This window comes from Sphingomonas sp. CFBP 13728 (assembly GCF_014841895.1).
In the GTDB taxonomy this organism is placed as follows: domain Bacteria; phylum Pseudomonadota; class Alphaproteobacteria; order Sphingomonadales; family Sphingomonadaceae; genus Sphingomonas.
This window is the reverse complement of record NZ_JACYUS010000001.1, coordinates 634,843-651,110: the sequence shown is the minus strand read 5'-3', so window position 1 is coordinate 651,110 and position 16,268 is coordinate 634,843. Positions and strand designations below refer to the sequence as shown.

The window sequence follows — 16,268 nt, the reverse complement described above, 5'->3', positions numbered from 1 at the left end:
TCAGAGCGCGGTTGCGACCATTTCGTCGGCGATTGCCGCGACCCTTGCGGCATCGGGGAAGCGTTCTGCGATCCACTGCGTCTCGACCCGGCGCAGCATTGCCGCGACGTCCGGGCCCCTGCGGAGCCCGCGTTCGACCAGTGCGCCGCCCGAGAACGGGAAGGCGGGCGGCGTCCAGTCGGTGATCGGCGTGACGTCGTCGCCAGCGATCAGGAGGCGGTCGACCGCGACGGTCGAGCCGACGCGGTAGGCAAGTGCCTGCGGGCCTTCCTCGCCGGGGCCGGCGGTGGCGGCGATCAGGCGCTTGCGGTCGGTGTTGGAGAGCTTCAAACGCGCGCCGACGGCTTCGGCCGCTGCGGGAGCGATCGTCATGGCGAGGCGGCGGATCGGGTCCGGCGCGATGCCTGCCGTCGTCTCGCGGTCGGCCAGGAGGGCGAGCCGCTCGGCACCGGCCGCGTCGATCTCCGGCAACACCGCGCGAAAGATGCCGCGCTCGACCATCAGCGCGACGACGGGCACGGCGTTGGCCGCAACCAGCAGTTTCAGCACTTCGCTCGCGACGCGTTCGCGCGAGAGCGCCATCAGGTCGTTGGCGCGTGCGGTACATGCGTCGAGCCCGGCTTCGTCGATCGTGGTGCCGAACCGCGCGTGGAAGCGGAAGAAGCGGAGGATGCGAAGGTGATCTTCGGCGATCCGCTGCAGCGGGTCGCCGATGAAGCGGACGCGCCGCGCCGCGAGATCGTCGAGACCACCGAAATAATCGAAGATCTCGCCGGTCGCCGGGTCCGCGTAGAGCGCGTTAATCGTGAAGTCGCGGCGCGCCGCATCCTCGCGCCAGTCGTCGGTATAGGCGATGATCGCATGGCGACCGTCGGTCGAGACGTCACGGCGCAGTGTCGTCACTTCGACCGGTCCCGCAGCCGTGACCGCGGTGATCGTGCCGTGTGCGAGCCCGGTCGGGACCGCCTTGATCCGCGCATCCTGAAGCCGCTCGATCACCTCCTGCGGGGGCAGGCGGGTGGCGATATCGACATCGGCGACGTCGATCCCGAGCAGCGTATCGCGCACCGCGCCACCGACGAAGCGCGACTCGCCGTCCGCCGCGCCGAGAACCTTGGTCAGTGCTTCCAGGCCATCACGGTCGCGCCACGCCGCAGCCGGGAGTATCAAGACCACCTCAGACGGCGCGCGAGGTTGACGATCATCGCCGCGGTCGCGCCCCAGATGCGGCGCTCGTTCCACATGATCTCGTAGTAATGCCGGTCGTGGCCCTGCCATTCGAGCGTCGCCTCGACATGGTTCGCCTCGTCGAGGAGGAACGCGAGCGGGACTTCGAAGACGCTGGCGACTTCCGCTTCGCTCGGCGTGAAGATCAGGTCGGGCGGGATGATGCCGATCACCGGCGTCACCTGGAACCCGGTGACGGTGCGGTAGCTGTCGGCCTCGCCGATCACGCGGACCTGGTCGCGGGGGAGGGCGATCTCCTCCTCGGCCTCGCGCAGGGCCGCGGTCACGACGTCCTCGCCGGGATCGATCCGGCCGCCGGGGAACGCGATCTGGCCGGGGTGGCGGCTCATCGTGTCGGTGCGCTGCGTCAGGATCACGCCGGGATCGGCGCGGTCGGTCACCGCGATCAGCACCGCGGCGGGAAGCAACGTGTCGGCGGCGGTGAGATCGCCGTCATGCTGGTCGCCGGTGAGCAGTATCATGTGCGACCCGGCGCCCTTCGCCAGCGCCGCAGTCATCCGTTCCGTGAGGCTCATGCAGCGGGCTCCAGCGGGAAGAACGCGCCGTCGCTCCACAGCCCGGCAGGCGTCGCGTCGTCGGCGATCGCGCGCTCGGCGAGCTCGTAATAGACCGAGCGAACGACCAGCGCCTCCATCCCGCCGCGCACCGCGAGGTACGGGCGAGGGCCATCGGTATCCTTGACGAAGCGCAGCGGATGCTCCGGGCCTGCGGTGACGAGGTCGCCGGTGTTCAGCCGGAAGGCGAGCTTCGCATCGCGACCGCTACCTTCGGCCTTCATCTCGACCGCGATAAAGGCCGCGTCCTCGACCTCGATATCGAGTTTCTCGACGGGGGTGACGAGGACGTGCGTACCGTCGGGTTCGCGCCGGAGGATCGTCGAGAACAGCCGGACCATCGCCGGGCGCCCGATCGGCGAGCCCTGGTGATACCAGGTGCCGTCGCGGGCGATCCGCATCTCGCTGTCGCCGCAATGCGTCGGGTTCCATTTCTCGACGGGCGGCAACTTGGCCTCCTCGACGAGCTTGGCGATCTCGGCGAGACTGAGCGAGGCGATATCGGGAATGGGATCCATGGGCATGGCGGCGGACTAGGCGGGGAGGGGGCCGAGGTAAAGCGGCGCCTTATACGGATGCGGTGACTGGTATCGTCTCCGCCGTGCGTGGACCGAGTATGCCCGCGGTATCCGGTACCGAAGTGCCGCGCGCGAGCAGGCGGTGGCGCTCGACCGGGCCGGGGGCGTCCCAGAATGCGGTGCGCTCGGCCGAGAAGCCGAAGAAGCGACCGTAATAATCGGGGTCGCCGATCAGCATGAGCGCATCGTCGAGTCCGTTCGCGGCAGCGGCCTCGAGCACCCGCGCGACGAGGCTGCGACCGATGCCGTCGCCCTGGCGGTTGGGGGAGACGGCGACCGGACCGACCATCACCAGCGGACTCTGCCGGTCGTCGCCGATCAGCGCGATCGGCCAGCACTGGATCGAGCCGACCAATACGCCGTCCTCGACCGCGGCAAAGCTGAGCGCCGCGATCGGCGTGCCGGTGCCGCGGATCATATAGGCGGTCCGCGTGAACCGATCCGGGCCGAAAGCGGCATCGAGCAACATCTCGACCGCGGTCGGATTGATGACATCGAGGGGGACGAGCGTGATCACCGGCATCTCCTGCCCCGCATGCGCCGCGTGTCGACCGCGTGTCGGCGGCGCGTGGACGGTGGGGCAGCGCGCTTTAGCGTTGGCGACGCTGAACGCAAGGATAACCGAAGGCTTCGGAAATGGGGGACACGCAGCGGGCATAGTGCCTGAACTACGCCTCCGTCATGCAAGTGCCCGCCACCTTCCCCTGGCAGGGGGGATCGAGGGGGCCGAATACCCGACCGCGTTCGCTCTTCCGAAGAGCCGACTTTCATCTCGGCGTGCGTCTGCTAGAGGCGCGCCTATGGAAGACAGTCTTCAACTCGAAGTTCACGATCTCGAAGTGCAGGTCCTGACCGGCATCTATTCGGAAGAGACGCACCTGCCGCAGCCGTTGCGGATCTCGCTGACGGTCGACATGGTCTGCCCGAAGCGCTTTGCGCCGGATACGCCGTTGTCCGCCTCCAAGAACTATCTCGACCTGAAGAACGCGGCGACCACCGCGCTGCCGCCCGGCGTGCACTTCACGCTGATCGAGGGCGTCGCCGATCATATCTGCGAGACGCTGTTTCTGCAGGATGCGCGGGTGTTGCGGGTGCAAGTGAAGATCGTGAAGCTCGCGATCGCCGAAGCCGACGAGGCGATCGGGGTTACGCTCGTCCGTCATCGGCGGTGATCGGATGCGGCTGACGCTGGAGTCGGGTGGCGATATCGCGGCATTGGTCCGCGGGGCGGGGGGCGAATCGCTCGTCGTCGTGATCTCGCCGGTGCTGGATGCGCTGACGATGGCGCAGGCGAGGGCATCGATCGCGCCACTCGCGGTCGAGTTGGCGCCGTCGACTCGGCTCAACGCCGTCGTGCCGGGCGAGGGAGCAGACCCCGCCGACATCGATGCTGCCGTCGCTTTTCTCGAACAGGCGCGGTCGACTACCGGGCAGGTGCTGGAGATCGGCAAACGCTAAATCGTGAGGGCGTTCAGCTCTTCCGCGTCCGCCCGCAGGGTCCGAGCGCGGCCAGGACGAAGGCGTAATCCTCGCGTGCGATCGTCGCGTCGGCGGCTTCGAGCGATCCGGTGCTCCGTTCGGGTAGCGTCGCCGGCAACGCGCAGGCCATCCGGTACCACAGCAGCGTCTCGGGAGCAGGCGGTGCTGCCGATTCGTCGACGATCTCGCTCAGCGCCACCGCCCAACGGGGTTGCTCGCCAGGGCGACGCAGTACCGATAGCGAAACCGGACGTTGATCCGCCGTCGTCAGGAAGATCTGCGTCTCGCCCTCGCCGGGCAGCGCACCGGCGACGTGGAACGCGTTGCCGATCCCGGTGATGACCGGTGGCGCGTCGCTGGCCAGCGCATCGTTGGCGATCTTGCGGGCGCGCGCATCCGCCGTCGGTGTCCAGTCGAGTTGCGCATCGGGCGCGATCAGCTGGACCTGGTTGACTGCACCCGCGACCGGCCGCGCGAAGATCAACACGCGCGCCTTCTTGAACTTTGGCACCTTGCCGGCGGAATCGGGTGCGATATCGAGCAGGTACCCGATTCGCGGCGGCAGTCCGTCCGCACCCCGGATCAACGCCGTGACGTCGACTTCGACATAGAGCCGGACAAGCCCGGGCGCGAGATTGGGCGCCTCGGCCGGCTTTATCTTCGCGGTCGACCGCACGGTCGCATCGGCGATGATCGGCGCCGAGAGAACCAGGTCGGCGATGTCGGCATAGCCGATCCCGCCTTGTGTTTCCGGTGGCGCCTCCCGTGGCGCCTGGCCTGTCGTGACAGGCGTCGTACCGGGAGAAACCTGCGGCTGCGGTGGCACCCGGCCGGCATCGGCGGGCAGTGCGACGAGGGCGATCGCGAGGGCCGAAGCCGTAACGTGAAACAGTGGATTCATGTGTTCAGGCTACGCGACTGAAGCTGAACGATACAGAAATAATTCTGCCATCGTACGGTTGTACGTTTGTTGCGTCTGACAAAGCGTTTGCGTGTCGCAGAACGTGGCGATAGGACTTGGGCACTGCCCCGTGGTTATTCCGGCCAACGGCAGACGTATGTGTCGCGTACCGAGTGCGGATACGTGCGTACGGAGCAGGCAGATTAAGGGAGTGTCGTTTCTGAATGGCCTATACTGACCAGAAGATGTCCGGAGGCAAAATCGTCGCGATCGTGATCGTCGCGCTGATTCATGCGGCCTTGGGCTATGCTTTCGTCACTGGCCTTGCGTATCAGTACGTAAAGAAGGCCCAGGAAAAGATGACGACGTTCGACGTGGAGCCGCCACCGCCGCCGCCTCCACCCGACGAGCCCCCGCCGCCGCCGCCTGACCAGCCAAACCTGCCGCCGCCACCGACCACGGTCGTGACGCCGCCGCCGGTCGTGGTAACGCCGCAGCCCGCTCCAGCGATTACCACGTCGAGCATCATCCCCAAGTTCCAGCCGACGGCCCCGCCGTCGCCGCCAGCACCGCCGGCTCCAGCAGCGCCTCCCGCGCCGCCAGTCGTCAGCAAGGCAGCCGGACCTAAGGGTGATCCTGCTCAGTGGGTTTCGACGGATGATTATCCGCCGAGTTCGCTGCGCGCCGAGGAAGAAGGCACCGTGGGGATCGCCTGGGACATCAATGCCCAGGGTCGCGTCGAGAATTGCCGCGTGACGTCGTCGAGCGGATCGTCCGCGCTGGATCGGGCCGCATGCGCCGCGATCACACGGCGTGGTCGGTATTCGCCGGCAATGGACACGGCGGGCAATCCGATCCGGTCGAGCTCTTCGCGTCGCGTGACGTGGAAGATCCCGCCCCAGTGATTTGGGCCAGTGATTATCGGGCCCGGTGATTTGGGCTCGATACTCTGGTCAGTTTACGCTGCACTTTTCGTTTCAGACATTGACTATAGTCAGAGGACTAACCGATCATGATCACCACCATCCTTGCAGCGGCAGCGCCCGCCGCAGCCGACGCCAACCCGTACGGCCTGCAAGCCGCACTCCGTGAAGGCGGCCTGATTTCGCAGACCGTGTTCGGCATCCTCGTGCTGATGTCGGTCGTGTCGTTCTACATCCTGTTCTCGAAGCTGTTCGAGCAGCAGAAGATCATCGGTCAGGGCAAGCGCGTCCGTCAGGCGTTCTGGTCGTCGAACAGTCTTCGCGAAGGTTCGGCCAAGCTCGAGAAGAACTCGGCCTACAAGCAGATCGTCGACGACGGTCTCGCCGCTCAGGAGCAGCATTCGAAGCTGACCGATCCGGTCGAGGCGCATGACTGGCTGCACGGTTCGCTGGCGCGTTCGGAAGCCGCGATCAACTCGAAGCTCGGTGGCGGTCTCGCCTTCCTCGCGACGGTCGGTTCGGTTTCGCCGTTCATCGGTCTGTTCGGTACGGTTATCGGCATCTACCGCGCACTCGTGAAGATCGGTGCATCGGGTCAGGCATCGATCGACAAGGTCGCAGGGCCGGTCGGTGAAGCACTGATCATGACCGCCCTCGGTCTGGTCGTCGCGGTTCCTGCCGTTCTGTCGTACAACTGGCTGCAGCGCCGCAACAAGTCGATCGCAGAGGACCTGTCGGCCTTCTCGAACGACGTGCTCGGCTTCCTCGCTTCGAACGGTGCGGTTCGTCCGTCGATCGCTTCGGGCGCAAAGCCGGTTCCGGCCAAGCCTGTCACGACGACCACGACTGCCGGCCAGACCGGTGGCGTACCGCGCGCCAACTAAGACGCGTGAAAGGCGGGGCTGCTGCTCGCAGCTGCCCCGCTTCATTGCTGCCGGCGGTTCCGGTGGCGATCAAATGGATAGGATAGTTCGCACATGGCGATGAGTGTTGGTGGCGATTCCACCGAGAGTTCGATATCGGACATCAATACGACGCCGCTGGTCGACGTCATGCTCGTGCTCCTGATCATCTTCCTGGTAACGACGACCGTCGCGGTCCAGGCGGTGCAGCTGAAGCTCCCGGATGTCCGCTTTGATCCGACGATGACCAAGCCCGAGAACGTCTCGCTGTCGGTGACGTCGGCCAACGGGCAGTGCCAGGTATTCTGGGGTCTTTCGCCGGTTACCCATGAAGAGCTGCTGCAGCGCGGCGTGGACAAGCTGAAGGCCGAGATCGCACGTCAGGGCGGTGCCAATGCCGCTGGTCTCGAACTGCCTGAGGCGCATATTCGCGGCGACGTGAACGCACCGTACCGCTGCATCGGCGCCACGATCTACACGATGCAGCAGGCCGGGTTCGCCCGCGTCGGCTTCATCTCCGAACCGCCTCCCGGCGGCACCACCGAACGCTGATGCCGAACGCTGATGGTGGCTCGGACGTAATTAGGAGTAGTATAAAATGGCAATGAGCGGCGGCAAAGAAGATGGCGCGCCGATGATGGAAATGAACATGACGCCGTTGATCGACGTCCTGCTCGTTCTCCTCATCATGTTCATCATCACGATCCCCATTCAGACGCACGCGGTTAAGGTCGACCTTCCGGTCAACAGCCCGAACCAGCCGCAGAACCCGGTCAATCCCGAGAAGAACAAGATCTCGATCGATGCCGCCGGTGTTATCGCGTGGAACGGTGCGCCGGTCGACGAGGTCACGCTTCGCCAGTATCTGGATCAGTCCGCGGGCATGACGCCCGAGCCCGAACTTCACTTCCAGCCTGATCCACAGGCCCGGTACGAAGTGGTCGATCGCACGCTGGCCGTGATCAAGCGGTCCGCGATCACCAAGCTCGGCTTCATCGGCAACGAGCAGTACCGCAACGACTTCTAAGTCGCCTGCGTACAGTATCGAACGTCCAAAGGGCGGTCCTCCGGGGCCGCCCTTTTTTGTCGTGTGCTCGTGACTAGCGAGGCTCGGATCGAAGCGACGCTCGGATCGGAGCGTCGCGGGGCCGATCGATCGAGGCAATGAACCCGCGCGCGCGAGCTTGATCAATGTACTTGTATGACAGTCATCGAAGTGACACACCGTTGTCACAAAAATGAAACCTTCCGGAATGCGAAGGTCAGTGGAGATGGATGATGCGCAAGTCCGTTCTGTTCGTTCTCGCAACTCTTGGTGCCGCGACGCCGGCTCTGGCGGACCAGTCCGCGACGGTCGATCGCACGGGCTACGTCGCGATCGCAGCCGGCGATCTATCGATGGCGGAGCAGCGTATCGTCGCCGAGCGTAAGATCTTTCCGCAGCGCCCCGAACTTATGCTCAACCTCGCGTCGGTCTATCACCGCACCGGTCGCGAATCGGAGGCACGCGCGCTGTATGCGGCAGTGCTGGAGCGACCTGCGGTTGCGATGGACCTGCCATCCGGCGCGGTGGCATCGTCGCACGATCTGGCTAGCCGTGCGCTCGCTCGGCAAGCGCAGCAGATCGCCACTCGCTAGAGCGTGATCTCGCGGTCGTGATCGCGGAGGGGGCGCCCTCTCCCTGTTCTCTTGCGAAGGCGGGAGCCCAGGCGGGGTCTCCGCCTTCGCGGGGGATCAAGTGCGGAAGGTTGATGGTTCGGTACCTGTTGGATGACGAACTGCCATGCGCTGCAAGGCACGACACCGTTTGAGCATGTGGGTTTGGCAGCGGGGTCAAATCGTCCGCGGTTGGTCTTCGTATGGAAGACGTGTGTGCTGGGTTTGGGTGTGCTCTTCCCGTCGTTAGCACTCGTAGACTTCGTCTATCAAGACACGCACGACACTACCCCGGCGGAGGCGTGGACCCAATCGGGGACGCTGCCAACGGAGCGTTGAGCGTCGTCACCTAGACCTCGCCGCTTGGACCCCGGCCCTCGGCGGGCGGGGGAGACGGGGACAACTAGGTTCGCCCGATTTGTCCACGTGTCTGACAGCTCGCTGGGCCGGTGAATCCGCGGTGGGAGCTGGCAACCTCAGGAGCCGGAACAAACGTGGAGCGGGTCTAAGTTTCCGCAGCCTCGCGTCAGTCTCCCCGGCGGCAGCAGTACCCAGCCCGACGCCCGAAGCCCCATGCGCCAAGCCCTAAAGCCGCGGCAGCGTCACCCCGCGCTGGCCCATGTATTTCCCGGCGCGATCCGCATAGCTGACCTCGCAAGGCTCGTTCCCCTTCAGGAACAGGAACTGGCACGCGCCCTCGTTCGCATAGATCTTGGCCGGCAACGGCGTGGTGTTGGAGAATTCCAGCGTCACATGCCCCTCCCATTCCGGCTCCAGCGGCGTCACGTTGACGATGATCCCGCACCGCGCATAGGTCGACTTGCCGAGGCAGATCACCAGCACGTCCCGCGGCACGCGAAAATATTCGACGGTGCGGGCGAGCGCGAAGCTGTTCGGCGGGATGATGCAGACGTCGGTCTTGCGATCGACGAAGCTGTTCGCGGCGAAGTCCTTCGGGTCGACGATCGCGCTGTCGACGTTGGTGAAGATCTTGAATTCGTCGGCAACGCGCGCGTCGTAGCCATAGGACGACAGCCCGTACGAGATGCACCCGTCGCGGCGCTGCGCTTCGTGGAACGGTTCGATCATCGCATCGCCCAGCGCGCGCTCGCGGATCCAGCGGTCGGACATCACGGACATGGCAACTCCCTTTTCGGGAGCGGCTTTCGCCCGGATGCGTGCCGACGGCAAGAGGGACGCGCCGAATCACGTGCAGCCCCGTCCGCGCGCCTCTCACGAAGCGTCCGCTCACGCGCGTAGGCTATTGATGCGGTCGGGCGGTGGCGTCACAGTGCGACGTCACGATCGCCGCGATCGCAACTGCGCCGTCGGTGCTGGCCCGACGGCTGAAAGGGAAGCTGGCTTGAAGTTCATCGAGACCCCGTCACCCAATTTCGACGATCGTTCGCTGCCGATCACGATGATCGTGCTGCACTATACCGGAATGCAGGACGGCGCGTCGGCGATCGCTCGGCTGCGCGATCCCGAGGCGAAGGTGTCCTCGCATTATCTGGTCGAGGAAGACGGCACGGTCCTGCGGATGGTCGCGGAGGACAAGCGCGCCTGGCACGCGGGCAAATCGCACTGGCGCGACGTCGACGACGTCAACTCCGCCAGCGTCGGCATCGAGATCGTCAATCCCGGTCACGAGTTCGGCTATCGCCCGTTCCCCCCTGAGCAGATCGCGTCGGTCGTGACGCTGGTCGCCGAGATCAAGGATCGCCACGAGATCACGCGGGGCAACATCGTCGGCCATTCGGACATCGCGCCGGTGCGCAAGCGTGATCCAGGCGAGCTGTTCCCGTGGCACGAACTGGCGCGGCGCCGGCTGGCGTTGCCGCGGCCGACGAAGAATCTGATGGACCCGGGCTGGACCGAAGGCGGCTTCTGCCTCGCGCTCGAACGCTTCGGCTATGATGTCGAGAACCGGATGGCGGCGACGATGGCGTTCCAGCGGCGCTTCCGCCCGGAGCTCGTCGACGGCGAGGTCGATGCGGAGTGCCGGTGCATCCTGCTGGCACTGTTGCTGCCGAAGCCGATGGGCGACGACTAATCACGATCCTCCCCCGCCAGGGGGAGGTGGCACCGAAAGTGTCGGAGGGGGAGGACACGGAACAGAAGCTGTCCCTTGCCTTCCCCTCCGTCTGGCGAGTGCCAGCCACCTCCCCCTGGCGGGGGAGGATCGCAGCGCACGCTAAAAACGGTGGTGCATCGCCCGCACCCGCGCTAGGGCTCGCCTCGCCAGAGGGTCGGGCGGCCGCGGGTGTTTTCGGACACGCGAGGAAAGTCCGGGCTCCGCGAAACGACGGTGCCGGGTAACGCCCGGCGAGGGTGACCTCAGGGAAAGTGCCACAGAGAGCAGACGGCCAACCCTCGGCTTCGGTCGGGGCGGTCAGAGTGAAAGGGTGCGGTAAGAGCGCACCGCGCGCCTGGTAACAGGGGCGGCACGGCAAACCCCACCGGGAGCAAGATCGAATAGGGGTGGCACATGGGCTTCGTTTCAGCTCGTCACCCGGGTTGATTGCTTGAGGCGGCGGGCAACCGTCGTCCTAGAGGAATGGTCGCCTAACTTCCGCATCGAAGGATCGGAAATGGACAGAACCCGGCTTATAGACCCTCTGGCATCCATCTCCGAACCATTGCAGACTGCGCGCAAATGACGCGGGGTGGCGACATGGGGGATGCGATGCAGATCGACAGGGTAGGGGTCTTTGGCGCGGGCATGGCGGCGATCGCTGCCGCGATCGTGCAGATGGCGGCCCCGGCGATTGCGCAAGGCCCCGCAACGACGGTCCAGCAGGATTTCGACGCCGCAACCGCCCTCGATGCGAAGGGCGACAAGGTCGCGGCGCTGGAAGCGTGGGAAAAGCTCGAGGCACGGACCAAGCCGGGGTCGCGTAGTCGTGGCATCGCGCTCATTCGCAAGAGTGCCGCCTTGTTCAAGCTCGATCGCTCGGACGACGCGGTGACCGCGGCGCGAACCGGGCTCGCGGTGTTGCCCGCGACCGATCCGACACTCGCAGAGGATCGTTGGCGGGCCTATTACAACCTGGGGACCATCGCCCAGAACGCGCTCGACTATGCGGGCGCGAGCGATGCCTATGCGAGCGCGGAAGCGGCGGGCGATACGCCGTCGCTGAAGGCGAGTGCGATGCTGGCGCTGGCGGAGACCAGGACGTTCACCGATCCCGCCGCCGCAGAGGCGGTCCTCGCCCGTGTCGATGCCCTGGTGAAGACCACCCCGGCGGATGCCAAGACGAAGGCGATGATCGCGCGCCGTCATGCGATTCTGGCGCTCAACCGTGGCGCGTACGAGCCTGCGCGCGTCTATGCGATCGACGCGGTCAAGCAGCTCGGCGGAATGACCTCGCAGACCGATATCAACGACGTGTCCGCACGCTCGGACGCGGCGATCGCCTCGCTGATGGCGGGCAAGCCCGACGACGCGCGGCGATATATGGCGATGACCGGCGCCGGGCGGCTGACTAAGGGCGAGTTCGACCCGGCGGTGCAAATGGATGTGCCGCCATGCGGGGGCGAGGCCGACCTGCGGCCTGCCGACATGGCGGTGGTCGAGTTCACGGTCGGCGACGACGGCGTAGTGAAAGACGTCTCGCCAATCTATGCGGCAGGAGGCGGTGCGGTCGCGCTGGAGTTTGCCCGCGCGGTCCGCGGCTGGTCCTGGACGCCGGAACAGGCAAAGGCGTTCCCGGCATTCTTCCGGTACAACGTCCGCATCGAGATGCGGTGCTCGACACTGTTCGAGCGCCCGTCGATCGGCAAGTTCCTTGATGCCGACATGGCGACCTGGCTCGAATCGAAGGGGCTGTCGCTGCCGGCCGGGGAGCGTGGGGCGGATGCCGTCGCGGTCGTGAACCAGCGCGCGGCTCTTGCGGCGGCAGAGACGAAGTCGGGCGCCAATTCGCTTGCGACGCTGCCGCCGCTGTATCAGCTGGTCAATAATGCTGTTGTCGGGCGCGAGGAGACCAACGTGTTCGCCAAGCGTGCGCTGGCGATCGCTGAAGCGCAGGGCGCGCCCGCATCGGCCAGACTGCCGCTCGATATCAGCGCGCGCGTTACGGCCAGTGCGGACAGCTGGAAGGACGGGGCGTTCACGCGTGCCGTCACGCCGCTGCTATCGATGCCGATCTATGCGAACGATCCCGAGGCACGCTCGGCGATCCTGTTGCTGATCGCCGAGCGGACCAATGCGCGAAACCGTCGTGCGGTGCTGCTGCAACAGGTGGCGGACGACCAGCGGCTGGCGGCGAACGATCCCATGCGGGTCGGGGCGTTGATCCGCCTGGCTTCGCTGCAGCAACAGGCGGGCGACACCGCTACGGCGCGTGCGACGTTCGACCGGTCGGGGCTGGCAGCGAGCCAGTGTGCGATCCTCGACGCGCCGCCACGCTTCCTGTCGGCCGGCGGGACGTTTCCCGACGAGGCGATGGCCTGGGGCTTCGAAGGGTGGACCAGGACACAGTTCGACGTCGGCGCCGACGGCAGGGTCCTCAACCAGCGCGCGGTGCTGAGTTACCCCCCGTTCGTGTTCACCAAGGCCGGGGTGCAGACGATCGCCGGGGCACGGTACAGCAAGACGTTCCGACCCGATGGCGGTGTCGGCTGCGGCGGCCTGTCACATAGCGTGCGGTTCAAGCTGCCGGGGTGAGGCGGCAGGTGACCAGCCCGCCTACACCAGCACCTTGTCCGGTCTGCCGACCTCTTCCAGCACGGTCGTCGAGTCGATCTCCATCATCGGTTTGATGAGCCCGTCGCGGATGTCGTAGACCCAGCCGTGGAGCAGCACTTCCTGCCCGCGGGCGAACGCGCCCTGGATGGTGGCCGTGCGCGCGAGACGGAGGAGCTGGTCGCGGACGTTGACCTCGACCAGCCGGTTGACCTTCTGCTCGCGGTCGGGCTGCGCGTCGATCTCGTCGGCATGGTCGTGCATGACGCAGCGCGCGGGGGCGAGCCACGCGTCGACGGCGCCGGTGGTGCGGCCATCGACCGTCGCACGGATCCCACCGCACGCGTAATGCCCGCAGATGATGATATGCCGCACGCCGAGCACGTCCACCGCATATTCGAGCACCGACATCAGGTTCATGTCGTCGGGATTGACGAGATTGGCGATGTTGCGGTGGATGAACATGTTGCCGGGTGGCGTCATCGTCATCTGCTCGGGCCCGACGCGGCTGTCCGAGCAGCCGATCCACAGGAACTCCGGGTTCTGGCCGACCAGCTGGCGCTGGAAGAAGTCGGCGCTCTCTTCGATGATCTCGGCCGCCCACGCCTTGTTGGCGAGCAGGAGCTGCTTGTACTGCCTCATGCGAAACGGACCTCGGTCTGGGGGGCGTTGATCAGTTTGACCGTGCGCAACGCGAGATCGCCGCGGATGAGTACGGTGATGCCGCGATACTCGGCGCCCTTGATGAACGCGTTGATGATGTCGACGTTGTCGAGGTCGACGTAACTGGTCGACGACAGGTCGATCAACAGGTTGGCGTTGTCGGGCACCCGGTCGAGTGACTTCTGCAACTCGTATTTGTGGATGAAGTACAAATTGCGGCGGGCACGGACCAGGCAGTCCTCATCGTCGCATGCGAAGGTGATCGCGGTACGGAAATTGCGCGCGATCACGAACACGAAGCCGACGACCATGCCGATCAGGATGCCTTCGAGCAGGTCGGTGAACAGGATCGCGGCGACCGTCACGACGAACGGAATGAACTGGGTCCAGCCCTGCTTGTAACGCTCGGTGAACAACTTGGGCTTGGTCAGCTTGTAGCCCGTCGCGATCAGGACCGCGGCGAGCGCCGACAGCGGGATCAGGTTCAACACCGCCGGGATCAGCGCGACGCTGACCAGCAGCCAGAAGCCGTGCAGCATCGTCGACAGCTTGCTTTCGGCCTTGGCATCGACGTTCGCCGATGAGCGCACGATCACCGAGGTGACGGGCAGGCCGCCGATCAGGCCGGACAGGATATTGCCGCCGCCCTGTGCCATCAGTTCCCAGTTCTTGTCGGTCGAGCGACGACGCGGATCGATCTCGTCGACCGCCTTGACGCTCAGCAGCGATTCGAGGCTGGCGACGATCGCGAGCGTCACGGCGCTGCTCCAGACGATGCCCATCGTGATCCCGGAGAAATCGGGGAAGGTGAACAGCGACGGGAATTGCGACAATGTCTGCGTGATCGGCACCTGGACGAGGTGCGTCGCCTTGAGCTGCCATTCGGGCTTCACCGCGCCAAGCAGGACGTTGCCGAAGATGCCGATCAGCACGACGACCAGCGGGCCGGGGACGAAACGCAACGGGCCGTTCTTCGGCTTGGCGCCGTCCCACCAGAACAGGAAGGCAAGGCTGACCGAGGCGATCAGGATCGCACCCGGCGTGACGGCAGCGCTCAGGCTGTCGAAGATCCGCGCGAACGTGTTGATGCCGTTCGCGGTGGTGAATTCGAAGATGCCCTCCGCTTCCCGGTCGAATCCCACGGCGTGCGGAATCTGCTTGAGGATCAGGATCAGGCCGATCGCGGCGAGCATGCCGGTGATGACCGACGACGGCACGAATTCGCTGAGGATGCCGGCGCGGGTCAGCGAGAAACAGATCTGGAGCACGCCGGCCAGCACGACCGCCATCAGAAACATCTGGTAGCTCGGCATGCTTTCGATCGCGGTGAGTACGATCACGGTCAGGCCCGCCGCTGGGCCGCTGACCGACAGCGGCGACTTCGAGAACAGGCCGACCGCGATACCGCCGACGATCCCCGAGATGACGCCCGCGAATAGCGGAGCACCCGAGGCGAGCGCGACGCCGAGACAGAGGGGCAGCGCGACGAGCGCGACGACGATGGAGGCGGGAAGATCCGCGCGCCATGTGGTAAGCCTTGGAATGAGAGTCGGCACCGATGCTCCTGTCGCTGAGGTGTCGGCTGGGAATACGTCCGACCCGGACGCGTCTATCCATGCCACATGACAAATAGTTCATGTTCAGTAAGCGATGAACGGTGGCTGACTCAAGGCGGAATGTTGCGCTGCGGGAGATTGTCGGAACGCGGGACTTTCGCTCGCGATCACCGCGTGCGGTTGCGTTGTCCGCGGGGACGCCTATCTCGGGCCGCTATGGCGAGAAGCACGACACGATCTTCCGACTGGGGTTTCCCGCGCTGGCGCGAGTATGGCGCGAGCACCGAGGCGGTGACCGTCCGGCTGTGCGACCGGCATGGCTGCAACGAGCCCGGGAACTGTCCGGCACCGAAATCGCCCAACAGCCCCGATCGCTGGTATTTCTGCATGAACCACGCGGGCGAATATAATCGCGGCTGGAATTATTTCGAAGGTTTGAGCGCGGAGGAAGCGGCCGAGCGCGAAGCGGCGGAGACGCGCACCGCCGATGGTTATACCGATCCCAAACATTATGCCTGGGCCGGTTCGGGTGACGGTAGCCGATCGCGTGACGAGATGCGCGCGCTGGAGGTGCTCGACCTCGAGCCCGACGCGACCTTCGAGGACGTCCGTGCGGCGTGGCGGCGAATGGCGAAGGCGAATCATCCGGATGTCCGCCCGAACGACAAGGACGCGGCGAAGCGGTTTCAGGGCGTGCAGGCAGCATACGAGGTTCTGAAGGTGGCCGAAGACCAGCGGACGTGGAAACCGGCGTGATCCGTGTCCTCGCCAGTCGCTGGCAGGGTAGCGTTCTGGTCTGCGGGAAATGCTCGAAGAAGCTGCACGGCGGGTTCGGCGAGAAGGGCCGGATGTCGCTCGTGAAGCTGTTGCGTCAGGCACTCGGCGTCAAGAAGGGCCGCAAGTCGGATCGCGGCGTGGTCGAGGTGAAGTGTCTTGGCGTTTGCCCGAAGAACGCGGTGGTGATGGTCGATGGCGCCCGGCCGGACCGGTGGATGCTGGTGCCGGCTGGTGCAGACGTGACCGAGGTCGTCTCAACGCTCAGCGAACCCGCCAGCGTGCCCTCACCCTCGCCGCCTCCGGCGTCTCTCCCTCTCCCCTGAGGGGAGAGGGAAGGGGCCCGC

The 16,268-nt window shown here is 65.7% G+C and carries 19 protein-coding genes and 1 other RNA gene; 12 read left to right on the top strand and 8 right to left on the bottom strand.

Annotation, left to right across the window (positions count from 1 at the left end; genetic code table 11):
• From IFT67_RS02750 to IFT67_RS02735, 4 genes are read right to left on the bottom strand one after another with little or no spacing between them, the layout of a single operon-like run.
• The gene (locus IFT67_RS02750) at positions 1 to 1,176 is read right to left on the bottom strand and encodes a CCA tRNA nucleotidyltransferase (RefSeq protein WP_342450536.1); all 1,176 of its coding nucleotides are present in this window, start codon (positions 1,174 to 1,176) and stop codon (positions 1 to 3) included.
• The gene (locus tag IFT67_RS02745) at positions 1,167 to 1,763 is read right to left on the bottom strand and encodes a CoA pyrophosphatase (protein WP_107961973.1); all 597 of its coding nucleotides are present in this window, start codon (positions 1,761 to 1,763) and stop codon (positions 1,167 to 1,169) included. The genes IFT67_RS02750 and IFT67_RS02745 overlap by 10 nt, the downstream gene beginning before the upstream one ends.
• Positions 1,760 to 2,326, bottom strand: coding sequence for a DUF1285 domain-containing protein (locus tag IFT67_RS02740; RefSeq protein ID WP_192144950.1), 567 nt, complete (start codon positions 2,324 to 2,326; stop codon positions 1,760 to 1,762). The genes IFT67_RS02745 and IFT67_RS02740 overlap by 4 nt, the downstream gene beginning before the upstream one ends.
• Positions 2,327 to 2,369: 43 nt before the next feature.
• A complete protein-coding gene (locus IFT67_RS02735; protein ID WP_192144949.1) occupies positions 2,370 to 2,897 on the bottom strand; it encodes a GNAT family N-acetyltransferase in 528 nt (175 codons plus the stop codon).
• A 283-nt stretch (positions 2,898 to 3,180) separates the two neighbouring features.
• On the opposite strand from IFT67_RS02735, the gene IFT67_RS02730 reads away from it, so the two are divergent.
• Both IFT67_RS02730 and IFT67_RS02725 read left to right on the top strand, forming a co-directional pair.
• Complete coding sequence (locus IFT67_RS02730) at positions 3,181 to 3,552, top strand: dihydroneopterin aldolase (RefSeq protein WP_107961975.1); 372 nt, start codon at positions 3,181 to 3,183, stop codon at positions 3,550 to 3,552.
• A 4-nt stretch (positions 3,553 to 3,556) separates the two neighbouring features.
• Complete coding sequence (locus IFT67_RS02725) at positions 3,557 to 3,838, top strand: Rossmann fold domain-containing protein (protein WP_192144948.1); 282 nt, start codon at positions 3,557 to 3,559, stop codon at positions 3,836 to 3,838.
• 13 nt (positions 3,839 to 3,851) lie between these two features.
• Here IFT67_RS02725 and IFT67_RS02720 read toward each other — a convergent pair whose 3' ends face one another.
• Complete coding sequence (locus IFT67_RS02720) at positions 3,852 to 4,760, bottom strand: hypothetical protein (protein WP_192144947.1); 909 nt, start codon at positions 4,758 to 4,760, stop codon at positions 3,852 to 3,854.
• 245 nt (positions 4,761 to 5,005) lie between these two features.
• On the opposite strand from IFT67_RS02720, the gene IFT67_RS02715 reads away from it, so the two are divergent.
• The 5 genes from IFT67_RS02715 (at position 5,006) to IFT67_RS02695 (ending at position 8,223) form a co-directional block, all read left to right on the top strand.
• Positions 5,006 to 5,665 (top strand): energy transducer TonB, encoded by a 660-nt coding sequence (locus IFT67_RS02715; RefSeq protein ID WP_446740788.1) that lies wholly within the window; start codon positions 5,006 to 5,008, stop codon positions 5,663 to 5,665.
• Positions 5,666 to 5,772: 107 nt separating this feature from the next.
• Positions 5,773 to 6,567: a MotA/TolQ/ExbB proton channel family protein gene (locus tag IFT67_RS02710; RefSeq protein WP_107961979.1), complete on the top strand. Its 795-nt coding sequence runs from the start codon at positions 5,773 to 5,775 to the stop codon at positions 6,565 to 6,567.
• 93 nt (positions 6,568 to 6,660) lie between these two features.
• Positions 6,661 to 7,137: an ExbD/TolR family protein gene (locus IFT67_RS02705; RefSeq protein ID WP_107961980.1), complete on the top strand. Its 477-nt coding sequence runs from the start codon at positions 6,661 to 6,663 to the stop codon at positions 7,135 to 7,137.
• Between the two features lie 46 nt (positions 7,138 to 7,183).
• Positions 7,184 to 7,612 carry an ExbD/TolR family protein gene (locus IFT67_RS02700; protein ID WP_181321086.1) on the top strand — a complete coding sequence of 143 codons (429 nt, stop codon included), beginning with the start codon at positions 7,184 to 7,186 and terminating at the stop codon, positions 7,610 to 7,612.
• 251 nt (positions 7,613 to 7,863) lie between these two features.
• Positions 7,864 to 8,223 (top strand): tetratricopeptide repeat protein, encoded by a 360-nt coding sequence (locus tag IFT67_RS02695; RefSeq protein ID WP_192144946.1) that lies wholly within the window; start codon positions 7,864 to 7,866, stop codon positions 8,221 to 8,223.
• A 603-nt stretch (positions 8,224 to 8,826) separates the two neighbouring features.
• Here IFT67_RS02695 and dcd read toward each other — a convergent pair.
• Positions 8,827 to 9,381, bottom strand: a complete 555-nt coding sequence (gene dcd / locus IFT67_RS02690) for a dCTP deaminase (protein ID WP_055878967.1) — start codon at positions 9,379 to 9,381, stop codon at positions 8,827 to 8,829.
• A 280-nt stretch (positions 9,382 to 9,661) separates the two neighbouring features.
• Here dcd and IFT67_RS02685 point away from each other — a divergent pair, with 280 nt between their 5' ends.
• From IFT67_RS02685 to IFT67_RS02675, 3 genes are all read left to right on the top strand, one after another.
• Positions 9,662 to 10,294, top strand: a complete 633-nt coding sequence (locus IFT67_RS02685; RefSeq protein WP_446740802.1) for an N-acetylmuramoyl-L-alanine amidase — start codon at positions 9,662 to 9,664, stop codon at positions 10,292 to 10,294.
• Between the two features lie 188 nt (positions 10,295 to 10,482).
• Positions 10,483 to 10,867: RNase P RNA component class A (gene rnpB, locus IFT67_RS02680), an RNA gene on the top strand.
• Positions 10,868 to 10,897: 30 nt separating this feature from the next.
• On the top strand, positions 10,898 to 12,910 hold the full coding sequence (locus tag IFT67_RS02675) for a hypothetical protein (RefSeq protein WP_192144944.1): 2,013 nt from the start codon (positions 10,898 to 10,900) through the stop codon (positions 12,908 to 12,910).
• Positions 12,911 to 12,931: 21 nt separating this feature from the next.
• Here the strand turns inward: IFT67_RS02675 and IFT67_RS02670 are convergent, their stop codons facing one another.
• Together IFT67_RS02670 and IFT67_RS02665 are read right to left on the bottom strand one after the other, a co-directional pair.
• The gene (locus IFT67_RS02670) at positions 12,932 to 13,570 is read right to left on the bottom strand and encodes a carbonic anhydrase (RefSeq protein ID WP_192144943.1); all 639 of its coding nucleotides are present in this window, start codon (positions 13,568 to 13,570) and stop codon (positions 12,932 to 12,934) included.
• Positions 13,567 to 15,147, bottom strand: coding sequence for a SulP family inorganic anion transporter (locus IFT67_RS02665; RefSeq protein WP_107961985.1), 1,581 nt, complete (start codon positions 15,145 to 15,147; stop codon positions 13,567 to 13,569). Before IFT67_RS02665 ends, IFT67_RS02670 begins: the two co-directional genes overlap by 4 nt.
• A 216-nt stretch (positions 15,148 to 15,363) precedes the next feature.
• Here IFT67_RS02665 and IFT67_RS02660 point away from each other — a divergent pair, with 216 nt between their 5' ends.
• Positions 15,364 to 15,903, top strand: coding sequence for a J domain-containing protein (locus IFT67_RS02660; protein ID WP_056058203.1), 540 nt, complete (start codon positions 15,364 to 15,366; stop codon positions 15,901 to 15,903).
• Entirely contained in the window at positions 15,900 to 16,247 is a 348-nt protein-coding gene (locus tag IFT67_RS02655) for an NADH-quinone oxidoreductase subunit NuoE family protein (RefSeq protein ID WP_192144942.1), read from the top strand. Before IFT67_RS02660 ends, IFT67_RS02655 begins: the two co-directional genes overlap by 4 nt.
• Positions 16,248 to 16,268 lie beyond the last annotated feature (21 nt).

Coding starts and splice junctions, on each gene's coding strand:
- IFT67_RS02730 (WP_107961975.1), top strand. CDS start 3,181: ATGGAAGACAGTCTTCAACTCGAAGTTCACGATCTCGAAGTGCAGGTC.
- IFT67_RS02745 (WP_107961973.1), bottom strand. CDS start 1,763: ATGAGCCTCACGGAACGGATGACTGCGGCGCTGGCGAAGGGCGCCGGG.
- IFT67_RS02705 (WP_107961980.1), top strand. CDS start 6,661: ATGGCGATGAGTGTTGGTGGCGATTCCACCGAGAGTTCGATATCGGAC.
- IFT67_RS02715 (WP_446740788.1), top strand. CDS start 5,006: ATGTCCGGAGGCAAAATCGTCGCGATCGTGATCGTCGCGCTGATTCAT.
- IFT67_RS02740 (WP_192144950.1), bottom strand. CDS start 2,326: ATGCCCATGGATCCCATTCCCGATATCGCCTCGCTCAGTCTCGCCGAG.
- IFT67_RS02660 (WP_056058203.1), top strand. CDS start 15,364: ATGGCGAGAAGCACGACACGATCTTCCGACTGGGGTTTCCCGCGCTGG.
- IFT67_RS02710 (WP_107961979.1), top strand. CDS start 5,773: ATGATCACCACCATCCTTGCAGCGGCAGCGCCCGCCGCAGCCGACGCC.
- IFT67_RS02720 (WP_192144947.1), bottom strand. CDS start 4,760: ATGAATCCACTGTTTCACGTTACGGCTTCGGCCCTCGCGATCGCCCTC.
- IFT67_RS02670 (WP_192144943.1), bottom strand. CDS start 13,570: ATGAGGCAGTACAAGCAGCTCCTGCTCGCCAACAAGGCGTGGGCGGCC.
- IFT67_RS02700 (WP_181321086.1), top strand. CDS start 7,184: ATGGCAATGAGCGGCGGCAAAGAAGATGGCGCGCCGATGATGGAAATG.
- IFT67_RS02695 (WP_192144946.1), top strand. CDS start 7,864: ATGCGCAAGTCCGTTCTGTTCGTTCTCGCAACTCTTGGTGCCGCGACG.
- IFT67_RS02725 (WP_192144948.1), top strand. CDS start 3,557: ATGCGGCTGACGCTGGAGTCGGGTGGCGATATCGCGGCATTGGTCCGC.
- IFT67_RS02675 (WP_192144944.1), top strand. CDS start 10,898: ATGACGCGGGGTGGCGACATGGGGGATGCGATGCAGATCGACAGGGTA.
- IFT67_RS02685 (WP_446740802.1), top strand. CDS start 9,662: ATGATCGTGCTGCACTATACCGGAATGCAGGACGGCGCGTCGGCGATC.
- dcd (WP_055878967.1), bottom strand. CDS start 9,381: ATGTCCGTGATGTCCGACCGCTGGATCCGCGAGCGCGCGCTGGGCGAT.